The sequence below is a fragment of the Vibrio neptunius genome, from assembly GCA_019339365.1.
GTDB classification, from domain to species: Bacteria; Pseudomonadota; Gammaproteobacteria; order Enterobacterales; family Vibrionaceae; genus Vibrio; species Vibrio neptunius.
On the sequence record CP079859.1, the window covers coordinates 1,735,775 to 1,755,421 of the forward strand.

Sequence of the window (19,647 nt, forward strand, 5' to 3'; positions counted from 1 at the left end):
AATAGAAAGGCTGCCAATGGCAGCCTTTACTTTATCTAAATTTTGACGATTACTTGTCTTGGTGCAAGCCCATCAATGCTTGCTGGGTATCCGAGATGCGTTGTTGCGCTTGTTGCTCTGAAGATATACCAAGTTGCTGCTTTGCTTCTTCCTCTGAAATACCAAGGTGGCAGCATAGTAGGTCAATAGCCATTTGATAGTTGTTAGTTTCGACCATGATTTTGTCCTTTTCACACATGGGTATTGTATTCTGGGTACAATCTAGCACGCTGTTGTCTAGGTACAATAAGACTAAAGTCTAATGCTGGTGCTATTGATTAATACATTGAAATCGAATCATTTTTCATGTGAATGTTTGTCGAGTGTTTTAACAATTTTTTCCGTTGAGAAAACAAATGTTTCAATTTACGTCTATCCCTTGTGTTTAAAAGGAATAGACTATATCTATAAGTTAGACATAAAGCCTCAGTGCGATATTCGTATCGCAACGGCAGATAATTAAGCTTCCTGTTTCGGAGAAAAGTAATGAAGCGAGTGATGTTATTTTTGGCAACCAACTTGGCCGTTATTCTGGTTCTGAGTGTTGTTTTAAATATTGTGTATGCGGTTACAGGTATGCAACCTGGTAGCTTGTCTGGACTGCTTGTTATGGCCGCTGTGTTTGGTTTTGGTGGTTCATTCATCTCATTGATGATGTCAAAAGGTATGGCGCTGCGTTCTGTCGGGGGATGGTGATTGAAAGCCCGCGTAATGAAACAGAGCATTGGTTACTTGAAACGGTTCGCCGACAGTCTGAGCAAGTGGGCATCGGTATGCCAACCGTCGCCATCTATGATTCCGCTGATATCAACGCGTTTGCAACAGGCGCTAAGCGTAATGATTCTTTGGTGGCAGTTTCAACTGGTCTTTTGCAAAATATGACTCGTGATGAAGCTGAAGCCGTACTTGCTCACGAAGTGAGTCATATTGCCAATGGTGACATGGTCACCATGACGCTAATGCAAGGTGTGGTGAATACCTTCGTGATTTTCCTATCACGCTTTATTGCAAATATTGTTTCATCTAACGATGATGAAGAAGGTGGCAGCAACATGATGGTTTACTTTGGTGTATCCATTGTTCTTGAACTCGTGTTTGGCTTCCTAGCGAGCTTTCTTACTATGTGGTACAGCCGCCATCGTGAGTTTCATGCTGATGCAGGTGCAGCGCAGTTGGTCGGTAAGCACAAAATGATTGCTGCTTTGGAGCGTTTAAAAGTGAGTCATGAATCTCAGCTAGAAGGTTCAATGATGGCATTTGGTATCAATGGTAAGCGTTCAGTAACAGAATTATTGATGAGTCACCCTCCATTAGATAAGCGCATCGCAGCGCTGCGAAACTCATAAGTTTATGATTTAACGAAAAGGCTTGATTTTATATCAAGCCTTTTTTGATCCCTTATTATTTAACCGCCGTACAAAGCTGAAAACTAAACTTTTACAAAATTAATGTTTGTACAACCCCAACAAATTACCCTAAGCTAGCGTTAGGGTTGTACATTATTTTATTTTGTATAATTATCTGGAGAGGATATGAACGTCGAGTCAGTTGGTCAAATATATCAGCAACTTAGCAAGGAAAATTTGCACTTGTTAAATGGTGTTTACCATCAAGATGTTGTCTTCGAAGATTCTGCGCATCGTCTCCAAGGTTGGCAAGCGTTACAAAGCTATTTTGACAGTCTTTATACAAACGTCAGGCGCTGCGACTTTGACATAAAAGAGCAACAGCAGTCTGGTGACAGTGGATTTCTTACGTGGTCTATGTCGCTGGAGCATCCCAAACTGCAAAAAGGTAAAACCGTGGTCGTCAATGGTGTCAGCCACCTCAAATTCAAAGATGGTAGGGTTATCTATCACAGAGATTACTTCGACCTCGGTGAAATGCTTTATGAAAACCTTCCACTGCTAGGTTCAGTGATCAAGACCATCAAACAGAGGCTAGGGCAATGACTTGTGTGTTAATCACCGGCGCCACATCCGGTATCGGTAGGCAACTGGCAGAAGATTATGCAAATGCGGGACATGAAGTCGTTGCTTGCGGAAGGAACCCACAAGCGTTAGAAGCGCTTGTTTCTACCTCTACTAATATTACCTCGCTTCAATTTGACCTAACCGATTTATCGGCTACGAAAAAGGCGTTAGAAAAGCTGGTCATTACCCCTGATGTTTGGATTTTTAATGCTGGAGATTGTGAGTACATTGATGATGGTGTCATTGACGCACAATTGATAAAGCGTGTATTCGACATCAATGTGGTTGGGCTTGCTAACGCGATAGAAGCAAGCCAGCACCATTTTCAGCCCGGACATATTGTGGCTCTGGTCGGTTCTATTGCGAGCGAATTGGCCTTACCAAGGGCTGAAGCCTATGGCGCATCTAAAGCCGCTGTCAGCTATTTAGGTAGAGCGCTCCAGCTTGATTTGGTTAAAAAAGAGATTTGTGTGTCAGTGATATACCCTGGCTTCGTCAAAACGCCTTTGACCGATAAAAACACGTTTCCAATGCCAATGCTTGTGACGACACAACAGGCGTCACAAGCGATACGTAAAGGGCTTGCTAAACGTAAACCGTATATATATTTCCCGCGAAGGTTCACAACGCTACTGCGCCTGATTGGTGCCTTGCCTTACCGCTGGCAAAAGTATTTAACCGCGAAATTGATCTCAGAGTAAGAGGATTCCAAAATGAAAATAGCCATAATCGGGACAGGTATCTCTGGGTTGACATGTGCCTATCATCTGAATAAACAACATGATGTCACTCTATTCGAAGCCAATGATTACATCGGTGGGCACACTGCGACGGTCAATGTGGAAGTGGAAGGCGAGAACTATGCGGTCGACACCGGTTTTATTGTGTACAACGATAGAACGTATCCCAATTTTATTGCCATGATGGATGAGGTGGGTGTGGAGGGCTTACCTACACAGATGAGTTTCAGTGTAAGAAACGATGGGTGTGGATTGGAGTACAATGGACACACAGTGTCGACGCTTTTCGCGCAGAAAAGAAATTGGTTCAATCCCAAGTTTTATGCCTTCATTTTCGAGATACTGCGTTTCAATAAACAGGTTAAACGGATAGTCGAACAATCCAGTGAGTGTGAGAAAACACTCGGCGACTTTTTATCGGAAGAGAAATTCAGCGACTATTTTTGCAACAACTATATCTTACCAATGGGTGCTGCAATCTGGTCTTCCACACTTGCCGATATGCGCGCTTTTCCGCTGCAATTCTTTGCACGATTCTTTCTGAATCATGGACTACTCGATGTGTTGAACAGGCCTCAGTGGTACGTGATAAAAGGCGGTTCTAATGCCTATGTCGAGCCACTCACTCAGGAGTATGCTGACCGCATTCACCTTTCTACACCTGTAAAATCGGTTTGCAGGGAGCAAATGGGCGTGCGAATTGATCTTGGCGATCGGACTGAGCGCTTTGACCAAGTGATTTTTGCCTGTCATAGCGACCAAGCGCTTGCCCTGCTTAGTGATGCCAGTGACCTCGAGAGTAAAATTCTAGGTCAGCTGGAATATCAAGCGAATGAAGTGACACTGCATACTGATGAGAGTTTACTGCCTAAAAGAAAGTCGGCTTGGGCGTCTTGGAATTATTGGTTAGATGGAAAGCAAGGTGAAAGTGAACGCCCACCAACCCTGACTTACAACATGAATATTCTACAACATATACAAGCGCCTGTGACATTCTGTGTTTCTTTAAATAGCGGTCATCTTATTGACTCAAGTAAAGTGCTCAAAACATTCACGTATCACCATCCTGTGTTCAGCGAGCAATCTATGCAGGCCCAGCAGAGACGTAAGGAAATCAATGGGCAGGACAAGGTGTGGTTCTGCGGTGCCTACTGGTACAACGGTTTTCATGAAGACGGGGTTCGAAGCGCTCTAGATATTGTCAGTGAGTTGAAACTGCTCAAAAACGTTGATCGCCAACGAGGAGCAGCATAATGAGCGCAGAGCATGGCGGCTCTTTATTTGTGGGTGATGTAAGACATCGGCGCTTTAGCCCAGTAGAGCATCAGTTAAGCTACCCTATCTTTATGCCATGTATCGACTTGGATAAGATCCATGCTGTGGAGAAATCTGTTTGGGGCTTTGGACGAAAGTGGTGGCATTGGGCGAGGTTTAAACGCTCTGATTATTTAGGGGAAGGAGATTTAAAACACGCGGTATTTGACAAGATTAAAGAGCTCACGGGAGAGACTGTCGAGGGGAGCGTCAAAGCCGTCATTCATCTCCGTTATCTTGGTATCTATTTCAGTCCGGTAAACTTCTACTATGTTTATAACAAGGAAGGAGAATGGCGTTACTTGTTGGCTGAAGTGAGTAATACCCCTTGGAATCAAAGACACTACTATGCGATTCCTGCTTTTGACCAAACATTGTGGCGACACGGCAAAGCGTTTCATGTGTCACCGTTTAACCCTATAGACCAAGACTATGTTTGGCGATTGAAGCCATTAGGGAGAAAGCTTTCGATTCACCTAGAGTGCCATCGGGATCAAAAAGGAATTTGATGCCACGCTTAGCATGGGCAAACAGGCTCTGACATCGAGAGTGCTTCTCAAACACTTGATTAAAACGCCGCTAATGGCAGTAAAAATGTTGATTGGAATTTACTGGCAGGCGTTTAAGCTCTGGTGTAAGGGTGCTCCATTTTACTCCCATCCTAATAATAAAAAACAACCAGAAATACCTTCTAAAAACTATAAATCGAGAGAGCAGGGCAAGGAGCATAAGTCATGATTAACTCCCAAACGATAGATTACTCAACGTCACTAAGCACGACACAAAAAACAGCGCGTAGCGTGGCAATGTCACTCCTCAAGAAAATCAAATCAGGTTCGCTAACGGTCATTGAATCATTCTCCGTTTCAGAAAATAGGGTGACTTTTGGTGACACAGGAGCCTCACGCTTACAGGCGGCTATCGAGGTCAAACATCCAGACTTTTACGCTAGGCTGCTCAAAGGCGGGAGTATTGCAGCAGGCGAAGCCTACATGGACGGCTGGTGGGACAGCCCAGATTTGACGGCGCTGATGGAACTGATGGCCGTGAACTTAGCAACCCTCGATTCTATTGAAGGCCAAAGTAGTTTTATCTCTCGAATATCATACCAGCTTGGGCACTGGTTCAACCGCAACACTGAGAAGAATGCCGCTAAGAATATTAGCGCCCACTATGACTTGAGCAATGAACTCTACGAAACGTTTCTTGATCAAGAGATGTTGTACTCCGCTGCAATCTTTAATAGGGAATCAGACAGTTTGGAGCAGGCTCAGCTCAACAAAATGGAAAGATTGTGCCAGCAGCTTGAATTGTCCTCTGACGACCACGTGATTGAGATAGGGACAGGCTGGGGTGGCATGGCCATATATATGGCGGAAAAGTATGGGTGCCACGTAACCACCACGACGATCTCGGAACAGCAGTATCAGTACGCTAAGCAGAAGATAATCGATAAGGGACTTGAGCACAAAATAACCTTGCTCAAGCAGGATTATAGAAAATTAAAAGGGCACTACGACAAGTTGGTGTCCATTGAAATGATCGAAGCGGTTGGTAAAGAATACTTAGGCTCGTACATTAAAAAGTGTCAGTCTCTTTTTAAGGCCAAAAGGGTTGATGGCCATACAAGCCATTACTATCGCCGATCAAAGATACGACTATTACAGTAACAATGTCGATTTCATACAGAAGTATATTTTTCCAGGTGGTTTCCTACCTTCGATTACGGCTTTGACCCAAGCAACAACAGCGCATAGCGATTTAGTTTTGCGTAACCTATACGATATTGGCTTGGACTATGCAAAGACATTGAAAGAGTGGCACACACGATTTGTGTCATCAGAAAGCAATGTCAGGAAGCTAGGTTTTGATGACACCTTTATGCGTATGTGGAAATATTATTTCTGTTACTGTGAAGGTGGATTTCGTGCCCAAAGCATAAGCACTGTTCATATGACCTTTCAAAAGGCGTGATGATGACGACAAAAAAGCTGATTTGTTATTCCCTCTGGTTCCAAGTTGTCTGGATAGTTGCTGTACTAGGCCAAGAGAAGTTGCAGTGGTTAGCTGTCGGTCTGGTCGTCGGTACCTATGTATACAGCCAGTTGGTTGCACCAATAAAGCTTGAACGAGTGTTTTTAGTGGCGGTATTGGGTGTCATGGTCGATTATGCCAACATGACGCTGGGTGTATTTCGTTTCACCGATAGTGATTTCCCAATTTGGCTGATGGCACTTTGGTTTATATTTGTTTGGTACGCCTATTTTCTCGCTCCGATAGTGAGCCGATTTCCGACAATACTCGTATATACAGTAGGAGGCGTTGGTGGGGCGTTGAGCTATTTGGCGGGAGAAAAACTTGGCGCGGTCTATTTCCCTTTACCAACGACAACCACGTTGATTGTATTAATGGTGGAGTGGCTGCTCATTGTGGCAGCCATTATAAAGGTTTATGGAAATGCATCGGATCAAATGGACTACGTTGGTAGGGGGATCGTTAGCGTCTTGTTGGTCAGCGCAAGCGCAAAAGCCACCATGGCTAGCGACGATAAATGGCAGGAATGGCGTAAAGTCGGGAGCGCACAGCTTACTTTTCTCTTTTTCGACGTTTACCAATCTCAGCTCTTCACCCCGACTGGTGAGTATATTCTCGGCAAAGATATCTCACCACACCCACTGGCTTTATCTATTAAATATCAACGAGACATCAGCCAGAAACAGTTGGTTGATGCCACGAGAGAGCAATGGGACAAGTTAGGGTACTCTGATACGGGCCCTTGGGTGACTCAGCTCGAGAGGATTTTTCCCGATGTTAAAGATGGCCAACAGCTGACTTATGTCTCTGATGGTGACACTGGGCGATTCTTTTTTTCGTCACAAAATGACCAAAACCGGTTGATTGGTTCAATCAATGATCCACTTCTGAACGACGCATTTCTAGCGATATGGCTATCCCCACAAACACAGTACCCCAAGTTAAGACAAGACCTCATTGGAGCGAGATAAAATGCGAAAGATTAAAATGCTGATTGTTGTTGGCTTATTAACGCTATTAACCGGGTGCTCTACGGATATATCGGAATACAAAGGCAGTACACCTGCCTTCAATCTGTTTGAGTATTTTGAAGGAGAGGTGACAGCTTGGGGAATGGTTCAGGATTATACCAACAAGCAGCAACGTCGTTTTAAAGTTGATATTGTCGGCAGTATCGATGGTGATACCCTAACTCTTGTCGAAGACTTTGAGTTCGATGACGGCGAGCTTGACCAAAGGATTTGGAAAATCAAGAGACTCAGCGACAATACCTACGAAGGAGAAGCTGGAGACATCTTAGGTGTCGCACGAGGCAAAGAAGAGGGTAATGCATTGCACTGGGTCTATGACTTTGAGCTTGTCGTCGACGGTTCTACAATAACGGTCGCGTTTGATGATTGGTTGTTCAGACAAGACGAGACTCATGTATTCAATATCACGAGCATACGAAAGTTCGGTATTGAGGTTGGCAAAATTACGTTGTTCTTTCAAAAAGTCGACAGTTAGTCGACTCGATAGTGGTGTCTAATCGACATAAAAAAGGGCTGACGTATCGACGTCAGCCCTAAGTGTTTACATAGACTGTATTACAGTTTGTCGGTCAGCTCGATGGCTTGGCCGATGTAGTTGGCAGGTGTCATCTCTTTTAGACGTGCTTTCTCGTGCTCTGGTAGCTCAAGACTGTCGATAAAGTTACGCATTGCTTCACCATCTACACGTTTACCACGAGTTAGCTCTTTTAGCTTCTCGTATGGCTTCTCGATTCCGTAGCGACGCATAACAGTTTGTACAGGTTCAGCAAGAACTTCCCAGTTTTGATCTAGTTCAGCAAGTAGTGCTTCACGGTTAACTTCTAGCTTGCTGATACCTTTCAGCGTAGAAGTGTAAGCAATGATTGCGTAGCCAACACCAACACCTAAGTTACGTAGAACGGTTGAGTCAGTCAGGTCACGCTGCCAGCGAGAGATTGGCAATTTTTGTGCTAGATGGCCGAATACCGCGTTCGCAAGACCTAGGTTGCCTTCTGAGTTTTCAAAGTCGATTGGGTTAACTTTGTGAGGCATGGTAGAAGAACCGATTTCACCAGCGATTGTCTTCTGCTTAAAGTGGCCTAGTGCGATGTAACCCCAAACGTCACGATCAAAGTCGATCAAGATGGTGTTGAAACGTGCAACCGCATCGAATAGTTCTGCGATGTAATCATGTGGCTCAATCTGAGTTGTGTAAGGGTTCCAAGTTACGCCTAGAGACTCTGTGATGAACTCTTCAGAGAACTTGTGCCAGTCTAGTTCTGGGTAAGCTGATAGGTGAGCGTTGTAGTTACCTACAGCGCCGTTAATCTTACCTAGGATTTCTACGTTAGCGATTTGCTTGTATTGACGCTCCATACGGTACGCCACGTTCGCCATTTCTTTACCCATAGTAGATGGAGAAGCTGGCTGGCCGTGTGTACGAGATAGAAGAGGAATATCGCGGTATTCAACAGCAAGTGCTTTAATCGCGTCAATGATGTTTTTGATCTCAGGAAGAATGACTTCATCACGAGCTTCTTTAAGCATTAGCGCGTGAGACGTGTTGTTGATGTCTTCTGAAGTACAAGCAAAGTGAAGGAATTCATTGACGGCATGAAGTTCTGGGATATCAGCCACTTTTTCTTTCAGGAAGTATTCAACAGCTTTTACGTCGTGGTTCGTCGTACGCTCGATTTCTTTAATTCGAGCAGCGTCTTCTTCACTGAAGTTAGCGGCAAGATCATCAAGAAACTGGTTTGCTTCTGCACTGAACGCTGGTACTTCTTTGATTGCATCAGTTGCAGCAAGCTTCTGTAGCCAACGAATTTCAACGATAGAGCGGTACTTTAGAAGGCCAAATTCGCTAAAAATGCTGCGAAGTGCAATCGTCTTACTTCCGTAACGGCCGTCTACTGGTGAAACAGCAGTCAGTGCTGACAGTTCCATGATGTTCTCCTGAATTGAGTTTCTAAATTTCGTGTGCTTTATACCAATAACCGCATAGATTGTCACGCAGATTGCGCAATCGTTTGCCTTGAGCTTGTTTTGGTAGAAAAAATCAGCTCGCGATGGGCGCGAGCTGTATTGTTAAGTCATTACATACGGGCTAAGAGGATTTGAGCCTGTTCAACCATTTTTTTGCGCCCGAAAATGAGGTGGCGACGCTTTCCGCCTACTTGGCGCCATAACACAGCACTGCGAATACCAGATAGTAACAAGGCTCGAACTTTATGTTGGTTACCTGTCTGTTGCAGTACAGAAGGGGTTCCAGTTACCTGAATTCTCGGCCCGATCGGGCTGATGACATCCAAATAGACGCTGGCAAGATTGCTTATCATTTGGTCATCTAAGAGTTCAAAATGATCAAGTTGTCGCTCTATCATTTTAATTCGGTCGGCTAATTGAGACATCGCATCGTTGCGTCCACTCAGTTTACGTTCAAGCGCCATCAAGCTGATGATATAGCGAGTCACTTCACTGCCAGAAGGTGTGCTATCGATGCCCTTCACCAAACATTCTAAGCCAAGTTTTAAATCCGACTCTCGACCATAAACACTGACGGTGTTATTTGGGTTTGTGTTTAAGATCGCTTTGAGCGACGTTTCAAATGCATCAGAGTCACAGTGACCGTTTTTCGCGACCTGTTGAACCAGAGCGACAGCTTGGCATATTCCTGCAAATGCGATGGTACGGTCGTAAAGAGCGTTAGTCACGTCGTATTACTCCTGAAAAGACATTGAATTAAATACGTTTTTCAATGATGCCGCCACCAAGGCAAACATCATCCTTATAAAATACTGCTGATTGACCTGGGGTTACGGCTACCTGTGGGTCATCGAAAATAACTTTAATATTTTCATCATCAATTGGGATAATGGTACAAGGGATATCCGTTTGACGGTATCGTGTCTTCACACTGCATTGAAGTGGTGATTTGATAATTTCGCGATCGACCCAGTGCAGCTGAGAAGCAATCAATCCTTGAGATTTTAACAGTGGATGCTCAGCACCTTGCACTGCAATGAGTACGTTACGTTTAAGATCCTTCTCTGCGACGTACCATGGCTCTTCATTACCACCGCCGCCTTTCTGACCGCCTATATGTAAACCTTTACGTTGCCCTAATGTGTGATACATCAAACCTTGATGCTCACCGATCACTTTGCCTTCAGGTGTCTCAATCTTGCCCGGTTGTGCTGGCAAGTAACGAGATAGGAAGTCAGTAAACTTACGTTCACCAATGAAGCATATGCCCGTCGAATCTTTTTTTCTTCGCGGTAATTAGATCTTGCTCTTCGGCGATTCGGCGCACTTCAGGTTTTTCCAGCTCTCCAACAGGGAATAAGCTGCGAGCGATCTGTTCACTGCTCAATGTATACAAGAAATAGCTTTGATCTTTGTTGCCATCTAGACCACGCAACATTTGCGGCTTGTCACTGTTCTCAGGGAAAGTACGTCGAACATAATGACCCATCGCAATGTAATCTGCATCGAGAACTTCATCTGCAAATTCAAGGAAAGCTTTGAACTTGATTTCTTTGTTACAAAGGATATCAGGATTCGGTGTGCGACCAGCTTTGTATTCCGCCAGAAAATACTCAAATACATTGTCCCAGTATTCGGCGGCAAAGTTGATGGTGTGGAGGTGTATTCCCAATTTATCGCAAACAGCTTGAGCATCAGCTAAGTCTTCTGCAGCTGTACAGTATTCTTCGTTATCGTCTTCTTCCCAGTTCTTCATGAACAGGCCTTCAACCTGATAGCCCTGCTGCTTGAGGAGATACGCGGAAACGGATGAATCCACACCACCGGACATGCCGACGATAACTTTCTTTTTACTGTTGTCAGTACAGTTCTCAGACATTACTAAACACCACAAAATTTAACTGGAGGCAGATTTTAACAGAAAGCGTTTCGAGGTGACAGTTCCGAGATCGAACTCACACTTCAATTTTGCCGCAATTTTACTCGTTCACGATCTTAATCTGCGAATTTTCACTACAGACAGGCTATATGTGGCATAGTTGGCAAAATTCAAGTGAACTAAGGTACAAAACGTGAGTGATGATAGTCAATTCATGGCGGAAGCAGAGCTGATTGAAATTGTTGAGAATCAGCTGGAAGATGGTGAGCCGCTAAAAGTAAAAGAAACGTTGATGCGTTTGATGATGACAGGAACGCCGCGAGACGAGGCTGTCGCGATGATGGCATGTGCTGTCTCTATTGAGATCTTCGACGTAATGAAAAACGAAGGTGAGTTTAATCTCAAACGTTATTCAGAACACCTTGACCGTTTGCCAGATATCAGTTTTATGGAAGGTGAATAAGCGGTAACCCCATGCCAACTGGTCATCAGTTGGCTTGTTACATTGCGGTGTGGCTCGTCAAACTTTAGCGGTTTCCTATTTACAATTATTTGTGCATTAAGTGCTTCCTGTTTATCACCTATCAAGTGATAGAATTTTAATTTCTCCCGCAAACGTTTGCTATAATTCCGGTTGTTGCCGCGTTAGATAGTGCGCGGTAGAATCCGGCATCTTTTGACCCTATCTCAGAATATTTTGTTATGAAGTTTCCAGGCCAACGAAAGTCCAAGCACTATTTTCCTGTCCATGCGCGCGACCCTTTAGTGAGTCAATCTCAAGAGAGCAAGAAAATGTCCAGCACGCATATTATCGGTATTGACCAGACTTTGGTGGATATTGAAGCGAAAGTCAGCACGGAACTCATTGAGAAATATCAGTTGAGTAAAGGTCACTCACTCGTTATTGACGATGTGACCGCGGAAGCGCTGTACAATGAGCTGAAGGAAAATGGACTGATTACCAATGAATATGCGGGTGGTACTATTGGTAATACTCTTCACAACTATTCTGTACTTGCCGATGACCGCTCAACACTTTTGGGGGTCATGAGTCAAGATATTAAGATTGGTAGCTATGGTTTCCGCTATTTGTGTAACACTTCCAGTCGAATGGACCTGAACTATTTACAGGGTGTTGATGGTGCTATTGGTCGTTGTTTTGCTCTGATTTCCGATGATGGTGAGCGCACTTTTGCCATTAGCGAAGGTCAGATGAACCAGCTGCATCCGAATAGCATTCCAGAGAAGATTTTTGAAAATGCGTCTGCTTTAGTGCTTACGGCTTATTTGGTTCGCTGTAAACAAGGTGACCCAATGCCAGAAGCTACGATGAAAGCGATTGAATATGCGAAGAAGTATAATGTTCCTGTCGTGCTCACACTTGGAACGAAATTCGTTATTCAGGATGATCCGGTATTTTGGCAAAACTTTTTACGTGACCACGTGAGTGTTGTGGCTATGAATGAAGACGAGGCAGAGGCGTTAACGGGCGAATCTGATCCATTAGCGGCGTCAGATAAAACGCTCGAATGGGTCGACCTAGTGCTATGTACTGCGGGCCCTGTAGGTTTGTTTATGGCGGGTTACACGGAAGAAGCCGCTAAGCGTCAAACTTCTCTGCCGTTACTTCCTGGAAGCATTGCTGAATTCAACCGATATGAGTTTAGTCGTCCAGCTGCAAGATGGGCCTGTGATAATCCAATTAAAGTATACTCACATATATCTCCTTATATGGGTGGGCCAGAAAAGATTAAAAATACCAATGGTGCTGGTGACGCCGCATTATCAGCGCTGTTACACGATATGGCTGCGAATAAATACCATAAAGAAAATGTGCCTAACTCGAGTAAGCATGCTCATGCGTACCTGACATATTCTTCTTTCTCCCAAGTATGCAAATATTCAAATCGTGCCAGCTATGAAGTGTTAGTTCAGCACTCTCCGCGCTTGTCTCGAGGTTTACCTGAGCGAGAAGACAGCCTAGAAGAGGCATACTGGGAACGTTAATTAGGGTATTAATTATATAAAAGCCTCGCTATAGCGAGGCTTTTTATTGAGCGATAAAACGCTAGCAGCTAGCGTTTTATAAATTCAGCCAGATTAGATTAGGAAGTCGTCTAGTGACTTACCAGCGTCTAGCTGTTCTTGGATTGCTGAAGGAGTTCGACCTTGACCTGTCCAAGTCTTTTCTGCACCAGTATTATCCAGATATTTGTATTTTGCTGGGCGAGGAGCACGCTTAGGTTTTGCTTTACCTGCTGCTTCACCTGCAAGCGCAGAAATAACCATGTCCTTATCTAGACCAAGTTGTTTAATTTGTTCTGCAATATCTGCCAACTTGGCTTCTTGTGCCGCTTGAGCTTCGCGTTCTGCTGCCTCTGCTTCTTTGCGTTCACCGACAACGGTTGATAATTTGTCTAGAGCTTCCTCTAGTTGTTCTAGAGTTAAGTCACGTGCGAATGCGCGTAGACTACGAATGTTTAATAGAGTTTTAGTTAGTTCCGACATGTAAATTCCCACTTATTTAAGGAGCCGATAAAATAAATATTAAACCCGTATTATTCGCAATACAATATTTTCTGGTTAAATTGTTATAAAAATTTATTAATTAATCGTTAGGTCATTTGAATAATGAGACCTTTCTAATTAATCAACCAATTCTTGTTGCATAAAATATCGGGAGATTTGTGATTTTGACAATACTTATAGCGGATAAGTTTCATACGTAAACAGATATTTGTTTTACAGTATCAAAATAATTTGAATTATCCTTTTGTCAGCTAATTATCAAGATAGTAACAAATCTTCATCAATTCACGAGTTTTTCTCTAGAGTTTTCGTTTTTAGAGCTTAATATCTAGATGTAGACGTATAAATCAGTATTCGCAAGTTAAATTATGAATAATGAGTGCCATGTGCGACAGTCTGGCTATGATATTAGTTGAACTCTATGCAATAGCTAAGAAACCTTCAGCATTGTTGAGATGACAATATAGAGGCTGGAATTTTTGGCATGATGTATTGAAATAGGGCTTTAGATGAGTACAATGGGCGCCACCTAATGCGATAGGTTGGTTAAATTGTTGTAAGATTTTGTTAATGACAGTTTTAAACACCAACAATCGCGGTAGAGGCGCGAGATAGATCAGTAGCATTTGTTGGGGTGATGCCAATGAACAAATGTGAAAGGTTATTTCGCCGAAGTGAGTAATCAAATCAAAGATGCTTGCTGGGGTTACACTCGAAAGGGGTAACACTGCCATAGTCTATAATTTTGTAAAACTATGGAGCGCTACTGTAGGGCTGGGTGAAGCTTTCGCTTCCCTTTCGCTTGGTTCAACTTGATTGTTTGGAAACTTTTCCTCCAATTCTGTCTGCAGTAGATCTCTAACCATTTATTACTGGTTTTTGAAGATCATGAATTTAATTGATTTTGCATCATCTCCTATCTCTTTGTTACCACCACTGGTGGCTCTGAGTCTAGCAATTATTACCCGTCGTGTGCTGGTGTCTCTGGGCGTAGGTATCACGCTGGGCGCTATCCTTCTCAATGATTATTCTATGGGGAGTACGCTCAGTTATGTCGGTTCAACGGTATCAAGCGTCTTTATCGAAGATGGCGGTATTAATACTTGGAACATGAGTATTGTTGGCTTCTTACTCTTACTAGGCATGATGACAGCGTTGTTAACCTTGTCAGGGGGTACTCGCGCTTTTGCTGAGTGGGCCCAATCACGAGTGAAAAGCAAGCGTGGCTCCAAGTTACTGGCCGCTTTTCTAGGCGTATTCATTTTTGTTGATGACTATTTTAACAGCCTAGCCGTTGGCGCGATTTCTCGACCTGTTACAGACCGTTTTTATGTATCCCGCGCTAAGTTGGCCTACATCTTAGACTCAACAGCAGCACCTATGTGCGTGATCATGCCAGCCTCTAGTTGGGGTGCTTACATCATGACGATTATCGCTGGTATTTTGGTATCCCATGGTATTACTGAGTATTCAGCACTTGGTGCTTATGTACGTCTTATTCCAATGAACTTTTACGCTGTTTTCGCTTTGCTAATGGTATTTGCAGTGGCTTGGTTTGGTCTCGATATTGGTAAGATGCGCAACCATGAAATTGCAGCATCTCAGGGACACGGCTTTGATAAAGAACAAGCTGATGACTCTCAGGAAGCGCATGATATCAATGAAGAGTTGGATATCCAGGAAAGTGAAGGCGGTAAAGTTTCCGACTTAGTTCTACCGATTGTATTCCTGATTGTCGCAACGATTGTTTCAATGCTATATACGGGCGGACAGGAATTAGCCGCAGATGGCAAAGCCTTTAATGTTCTGGGCGCTTTTGAGAACACAGATGTAGGCACTTCGTTGATCTATGGTGGTCTTGTCGGGTTGGCTGTCGCTCTGTTTACGGTGCTTAAGCAGGGCATCGCATTTAGCGAAATAGCTCGTACTCTTTGGATTGGTGCCAAATCAATGTTTAGTGCCATTTTGATCCTTATTTTTGCTTGGACTATTGGCTCTGTTATCGGTGATATGAACACGGGTAAATACCTATCGACATTAGCACAAGGCAATATCAATCCTCATTGGCTACCTGTTATCCTGTTCTTGCTATCTGGTCTTATGGCTTTCTCTACCGGTACATCATGGGGGACGTTTGGTATTATGCTGCCAATTGCTGGCGATATGGCAGGTGCCACGGATCTTGCTTTGATGCTGCCTATGCTAAGTGCTGTGTTGGCAGGCTCGGTATTTGGAGATCACTGTTCACCAATTTCAGATACGACAATTCTCTCTTCAACGGGGGCACGTTGTAACCATATTGATCACGTAGCGACTCAGTTGCCTTATGCATTATCAGTTGCGGCTGTCTCTTGTATTGGTTTCATCACACTGGGTATGACCGCATCAGTAGGCATTTCTTTCGCTGTTTCGGCGGTTGCTTTTGTAGGCGTTTGTGTTTTGCTATCGATTCTTTCAAAAGCGAAGATGGCAAGCTGTCAAAACGTTTAATGAGCTGAACGATAAAAGAATTTTAAAGGGAGCTTTCGCTCCCTTTTTATTTGTCTTATACAAATTGAAAAAATCTTCAATTTTTAGTTGAAAAATGGATTTGCCTTAGTTAGTGTGGTTACCAAGCAAGCGAACTGAAGAGCTTATAAGTATGCGTAATTTTGTAATGAACATTCATCACCATCATCACCCAGTCTAGTCTTTCGGGAGATGTACGCATACCCGGGAGATAGGAAACTCCCGGAGGCAGAAATCGCAAACTACAAGATTCAGAACCCTCGGGAGACCAATTCTTCCGAGGGTTTTTTAGTTTTAACGATTTAAAAATTAATTTGCACAGGGATAACAGCAATGCAAACACAACGCCTAAGAATCGCAATCCAAAAAAAAAGGTCGCCTAAGCAAAGAATGCCAAGAACTGCTCAAAAAGTGCGGCGTAAAATTCAACATCATGGGTGAACGTCTGGTCGTTCACTCGCTGAACATGCCTATTGATCTGCTGTTAGTCCGTGATGACGACATTCCTGGTCTAATTATGGATGGTGTTGTTGACCTTGGCTTTATTGGTGAAAACGAACTTGAAGAAGTTCGTCTTGATCGTAAGGCGCTTGGCGAGCCATGTGAATTTGTTCCACTTCGTCGTCTCGATTTCGGTGGTTGCCGTTTATCTATCGCTATCGACAAAGATGAAGAATACAACGGTCCTCAGGATTTAGCAGGCAAACGAATTGCCACTACCTACCCACAATTGCTTAAAGCTTACATGGATCAACAAGGTGTTCCATTTTCTACCTGTATGCTGACCGGTTCTGTAGAAGTTGCCCCTCGTGCGGGTCTTGCCGACGCCATCGCAGATTTGGTTTCTACAGGTGCGACACTAGAAGCGAATGGCTTAAAAGAAGCTGAGATTATCTTCAAGTCAAAAGCGACGCTGATTCAACGCACCGGTGAATTCGATGCAGATAAAGTAGCACTAATCGAAAAACTGTTGACTCGCATGCAAGGCGTACAGCAAGCAAAAGAGTCGAAGTACATCATGCTACACGCACCAGCCGAGAAACTAGACCAAATCAAAGCATTGCTTCCTGGTGCAGAAGACCCAACGGTATTACCTCTATCTGCTGACAAGCAAAAAGTAGCGGTTCATTTGGTTAGTACTGAAAACCTGTTCTGGGAAACCATGGAACAGCTAAAGGAACTGGGTGCGAGCTCAATTCTAGTCCTACCCATTGAGAAAATGATGGAGTAATTGCAATGAGAACCGTCGTATGGCAATCGCTGAGTGAAACGCAGCAAGAATCGATTCTAGAGCGTCCGGCAATCGCAGAGGGCGCAAACATCACGACTGCGGTTTCTGAAATAATCGCAAAAGTTCGTAAAGAGGGTGATGCTGCATTATTGGAACTGACTGAGAAGTTTGACCGTGTGAAGCCGGGATCCATTCGTGTCTCAGCACAAGAAATTGATGAAGCGTCTGCTCGCCTTTCTGAAAAGATGAAAGATGCGCTTGAGCAAGCTTATGCAAACATCTCGAAGTTTCATAAAGCACAGAAGCCACAGCGAATCAAAGTAGAGACTCAACCGGGTGTGCTTTGTGAGCAGGTAACGCGCCCGATTCAAAAAGTGGGTTTGTACATTCCGGGCGGGAGTGCGCCATTGCCTTCGACGGTTTTGATGCTCGGCGTTCCTGCAAAAATTGCGGGCTGTCGTAAAGTGGTGTTGTGTTCTCCACCGCCAATCGCAGACGAGATCCTTTATGTCGCGCAACTGTGTGGTATTGATGAAGTGTACAACGTCGGTGGTGGTCAAGCAGTTGCTGCGATGGCTTATGGTACAGAGACGGTATCCAAAGTTGATAAGATCTTTGGCCCGGGTAACGCTTATGTGACGGAAGCAAAACGTCAGGTGAGCAATGATTTCCGCGGTGCTGCGATTGATATGCCAGCAGGCCCATCTGAAGTGCTGGTGTTGGCCGATGACACTGCGGATCCTGACTTCATCGCTGCTGATCTGCTAAGCCAAGCCGAGCACGGTCCTGATTCTCAAGTGGTACTTGTTACTCCTTCTCCTGTTATTGCAGATCAAGTGACGGATGCGGTTCAACGTCAGCTTAAGGATCTATCTCGCGCGGACATCGCCGAGCAAGCATTGGCCTCAAGCTTGATCATCATTGCCGAGTCTCTTACTCAATCAGTTTCCATCTCGAATTATTACGGTCCTGAGCACTTAATTGTTCAGACAAAGAATCCACGCGAGCTTCTACCGCTGCTAGATAACGCTGGATCGATTTTCTTAGGTGATTGGTCGCCTGAATCAGCAGGTGATTACGCATCGGGCACCAACCACGTTCTTCCTACTTACGGTTACACACGCACGTATTCAAGCTTAGGCTTAGCGGACTTTTCGAAACGTATGACGGTTCAAGAGCTGTCTGCTGACGGTCTCAAAGGTCTAGCACCAACCGTGGTAACCATGGCAGAAGCGGAAGGCTTAGATGCACACAAACGTGCAGTGACTATCCGTGTAGAAAAATTGGCAGCTAAGTAAGAGGATATTGAGATGGAAAAGCTAGCGCGCAAACAGGTTCAAAAACTGACCCCTTATTTATCGGCTCGTCGTATCGGTGGTACAGGTGATGTGTGGCTAAATGCCAACGAATCGCCATTTAATAATGAATACAAAACAGACTTTGCTCGTCTTAATCGTTACAGCGAATGCCAGCCTAAAGAACTGATTTCTGCTTACGCAGCCTATGCAGGTGTCAAACCAGAGCAAACACTAACATCTCGCGGTGCGGATGAAGGTATTGAACTACTGATCCGTGCTTTCTGTGAGCCGGGTGAAGATGCGATTCTTTACTGCCCACCGACTTACGGCATGTACGCCATCAGTGCAGAAACCATCGGTGTAGAGCGTAAAACCGTGCCGCTAACGTCAGATTGGCAACTAGATCTTGCAGGTATCGAAGCCAATCTGGATAAGGTGAAACTGGTTTTTGTATGTTCGCCAAACAACCCAACAGGTAACTTGGTTAAGCGTGAAGATATTGTGTCTCTGCTTGAGATGACAAAAGACCGTGCAATCGTGGTGATGGATGAAGCGTACATCGATTTTTGTCCAGAAGCGTCAACGGTAGACCTACTGGCGCAATACCCGAATCTTGCGATTCTGCGCACTCTGTCGAAAGCTTTTGCCCTTGCTGGTCTGCGGTGTGGATTTACGCTTGCGAACGAAGAGCTGATTAATGTACTTCTGAAAGTGATCGCACCATACCCAGTCCCGGTTCCAGTGGCGGAAATTGCTACCCAAGCGCTTTCTGAAGCAGGCCTAGCGCGAGCGAAGTTCCAAGTTCTCGATCTGAATGCAAACCGTGCTTACTTGCAAGTTGGTCTTTCAATGATTCCGGGTTTGGAAGTGTTTGAAGGGTGGGGAAACTACCTATTGGTGAAATTCCCAGATGGCGATGATCTTTTCAAAGCCGCTTGGGAGACAGGCATTATCTTGCGTAACACGCCAATTGAGAACTGCGTGCGTATCAGTGTCGGTAACCGTGACGAGTGCGAAAAAACACTCGGATTTGTTAGAAACTACTACTCATAAGTAGAGACAAAATTAATTGCCTTCGCTGACAAGCGGGGGCGCCAAAGATTAGC

14 protein-coding genes, 6 pseudogenes and 1 other annotated feature are annotated in these 19,647 nt (G+C 44.3%); of the genes and pseudogenes, 15 read left to right on the forward strand and 5 right to left on the reverse strand.

The window, feature by feature from the left end:
* Positions 1-49 precede the first annotated feature (49 nt).
* Positions 50-217 (reverse strand): hypothetical protein, encoded by a 168-nt coding sequence (locus KW548_08260; protein ID QXX07906.1) that lies wholly within the window; start codon positions 215-217, stop codon positions 50-52.
* 308 nt (positions 218-525) lie between these two features.
* Between KW548_08260 and htpX the strand changes: the two are divergent.
* The 9 genes and pseudogenes from htpX to KW548_08305 all read left to right on the forward strand — a co-directional run bounded on the left by htpX (position 526) and on the right by KW548_08305 (position 7,606).
* Positions 526-1,385: pseudogene (gene htpX, locus KW548_08265) on the forward strand (protease HtpX).
* A gap of 186 nt (positions 1,386-1,571) precedes the next feature.
* Positions 1,572-1,991 (forward strand): nuclear transport factor 2 family protein, encoded by a 420-nt coding sequence (locus KW548_08270; GenBank protein QXX07907.1) that lies wholly within the window; start codon positions 1,572-1,574, stop codon positions 1,989-1,991.
* On the forward strand, positions 1,988-2,713 hold the full coding sequence (locus KW548_08275; protein QXX07908.1) for an SDR family NAD(P)-dependent oxidoreductase: 726 nt from the start codon (positions 1,988-1,990) through the stop codon (positions 2,711-2,713). Before KW548_08270 ends, KW548_08275 begins: the two co-directional genes overlap by 4 nt.
* 12 nt (positions 2,714-2,725) lie before the next feature.
* Positions 2,726-4,006 (forward strand): NAD(P)/FAD-dependent oxidoreductase, encoded by a 1,281-nt coding sequence (locus KW548_08280; protein ID QXX07909.1) that lies wholly within the window; start codon positions 2,726-2,728, stop codon positions 4,004-4,006.
* A pseudogene (locus KW548_08285) lies at positions 4,006-4,804 on the forward strand (DUF1365 family protein). Before KW548_08280 ends, KW548_08285 begins: the two are co-directional and overlap by 1 nt.
* Positions 4,801-6,040: pseudogene (locus KW548_08290) on the forward strand (cyclopropane-fatty-acyl-phospholipid synthase family protein). The pseudogenes KW548_08285 and KW548_08290 overlap by 4 nt, the downstream one beginning before the upstream one ends.
* A 2-nt stretch (positions 6,041-6,042) precedes the next feature.
* Positions 6,043-6,555, forward strand: a pseudogene (locus KW548_08295) (DUF2878 domain-containing protein).
* Positions 6,538-7,071, forward strand: a complete 534-nt coding sequence (locus KW548_08300; protein ID QXX08015.1) for a chalcone isomerase family protein — start codon at positions 6,538-6,540, stop codon at positions 7,069-7,071. The pseudogene KW548_08295 and the gene KW548_08300 overlap by 18 nt, the downstream one beginning before the upstream one ends.
* Position 7,072: 1 nt before the next feature.
* Positions 7,073-7,606, forward strand: coding sequence for a DUF3833 domain-containing protein (locus KW548_08305; protein QXX07910.1), 534 nt, complete (start codon positions 7,073-7,075; stop codon positions 7,604-7,606).
* A gap of 80 nt (positions 7,607-7,686) precedes the next feature.
* Here KW548_08305 and purB read toward each other — a convergent pair whose 3' ends face one another.
* The 3 genes and pseudogenes from purB to mnmA form a co-directional block, all read right to left on the reverse strand.
* Positions 7,687-9,057 (reverse strand): adenylosuccinate lyase, encoded by a 1,371-nt coding sequence (gene purB, locus KW548_08310; protein ID QXX07911.1) that lies wholly within the window; start codon positions 9,055-9,057, stop codon positions 7,687-7,689.
* 149 nt (positions 9,058-9,206) lie between these two features.
* Positions 9,207-9,824 carry a high frequency lysogenization protein HflD gene (gene hflD, locus KW548_08315; protein QXX07912.1) on the reverse strand — a complete coding sequence of 206 codons (618 nt, stop codon included), beginning with the start codon at positions 9,822-9,824 and terminating at the stop codon, positions 9,207-9,209.
* 28 nt (positions 9,825-9,852) lie between these two features.
* A pseudogene (gene mnmA, locus KW548_08320) lies at positions 9,853-10,975 on the reverse strand (tRNA 2-thiouridine(34) synthase MnmA).
* Positions 10,976-11,168: 193 nt separating this feature from the next.
* Between mnmA and KW548_08325 the strand changes: the two are divergent.
* Positions 11,169-11,438: a hypothetical protein gene (locus KW548_08325; protein QXX07913.1), complete on the forward strand. Its 270-nt coding sequence runs from the start codon at positions 11,169-11,171 to the stop codon at positions 11,436-11,438.
* Between the two features lie 239 nt (positions 11,439-11,677).
* Entirely contained in the window at positions 11,678-12,982 is a 1,305-nt protein-coding gene (locus KW548_08330; protein QXX07914.1) for an inosine/guanosine kinase, read from the forward strand.
* 93 nt (positions 12,983-13,075) lie between these two features.
* Here the strand turns inward: KW548_08330 and KW548_08335 are convergent, their stop codons facing one another.
* Positions 13,076-13,483, reverse strand: coding sequence for an H-NS histone family protein (locus tag KW548_08335; protein ID QXX07915.1), 408 nt, complete (start codon positions 13,481-13,483; stop codon positions 13,076-13,078).
* A gap of 909 nt (positions 13,484-14,392) precedes the next feature.
* Between KW548_08335 and KW548_08340 the strand changes: the two genes are divergently transcribed.
* From KW548_08340 to hisC, 4 genes and pseudogenes are all read left to right on the forward strand, one after another.
* The gene (locus KW548_08340; protein ID QXX07916.1) at positions 14,393-15,994 is read left to right on the forward strand and encodes a Na+/H+ antiporter NhaC family protein; all 1,602 of its coding nucleotides are present in this window, start codon (positions 14,393-14,395) and stop codon (positions 15,992-15,994) included.
* 174 nt (positions 15,995-16,168) lie between these two features.
* Positions 16,169-16,305, forward strand: a sequence feature (His leader region).
* Positions 16,306-16,345: 40 nt separating this feature from the next.
* Positions 16,346-17,243: pseudogene (hisG, locus tag KW548_08345) on the forward strand (ATP phosphoribosyltransferase).
* A 5-nt stretch (positions 17,244-17,248) separates the two neighbouring features.
* Positions 17,249-18,541: a histidinol dehydrogenase gene (gene hisD, locus KW548_08350; GenBank protein QXX07917.1), complete on the forward strand. Its 1,293-nt coding sequence runs from the start codon at positions 17,249-17,251 to the stop codon at positions 18,539-18,541.
* Between the two features lie 12 nt (positions 18,542-18,553).
* Positions 18,554-19,594 carry a histidinol-phosphate transaminase gene (gene hisC / locus KW548_08355; protein QXX07918.1) on the forward strand — a complete coding sequence of 347 codons (1,041 nt, stop codon included), beginning with the start codon at positions 18,554-18,556 and terminating at the stop codon, positions 19,592-19,594.
* Positions 19,595-19,647 lie beyond the last annotated feature (53 nt).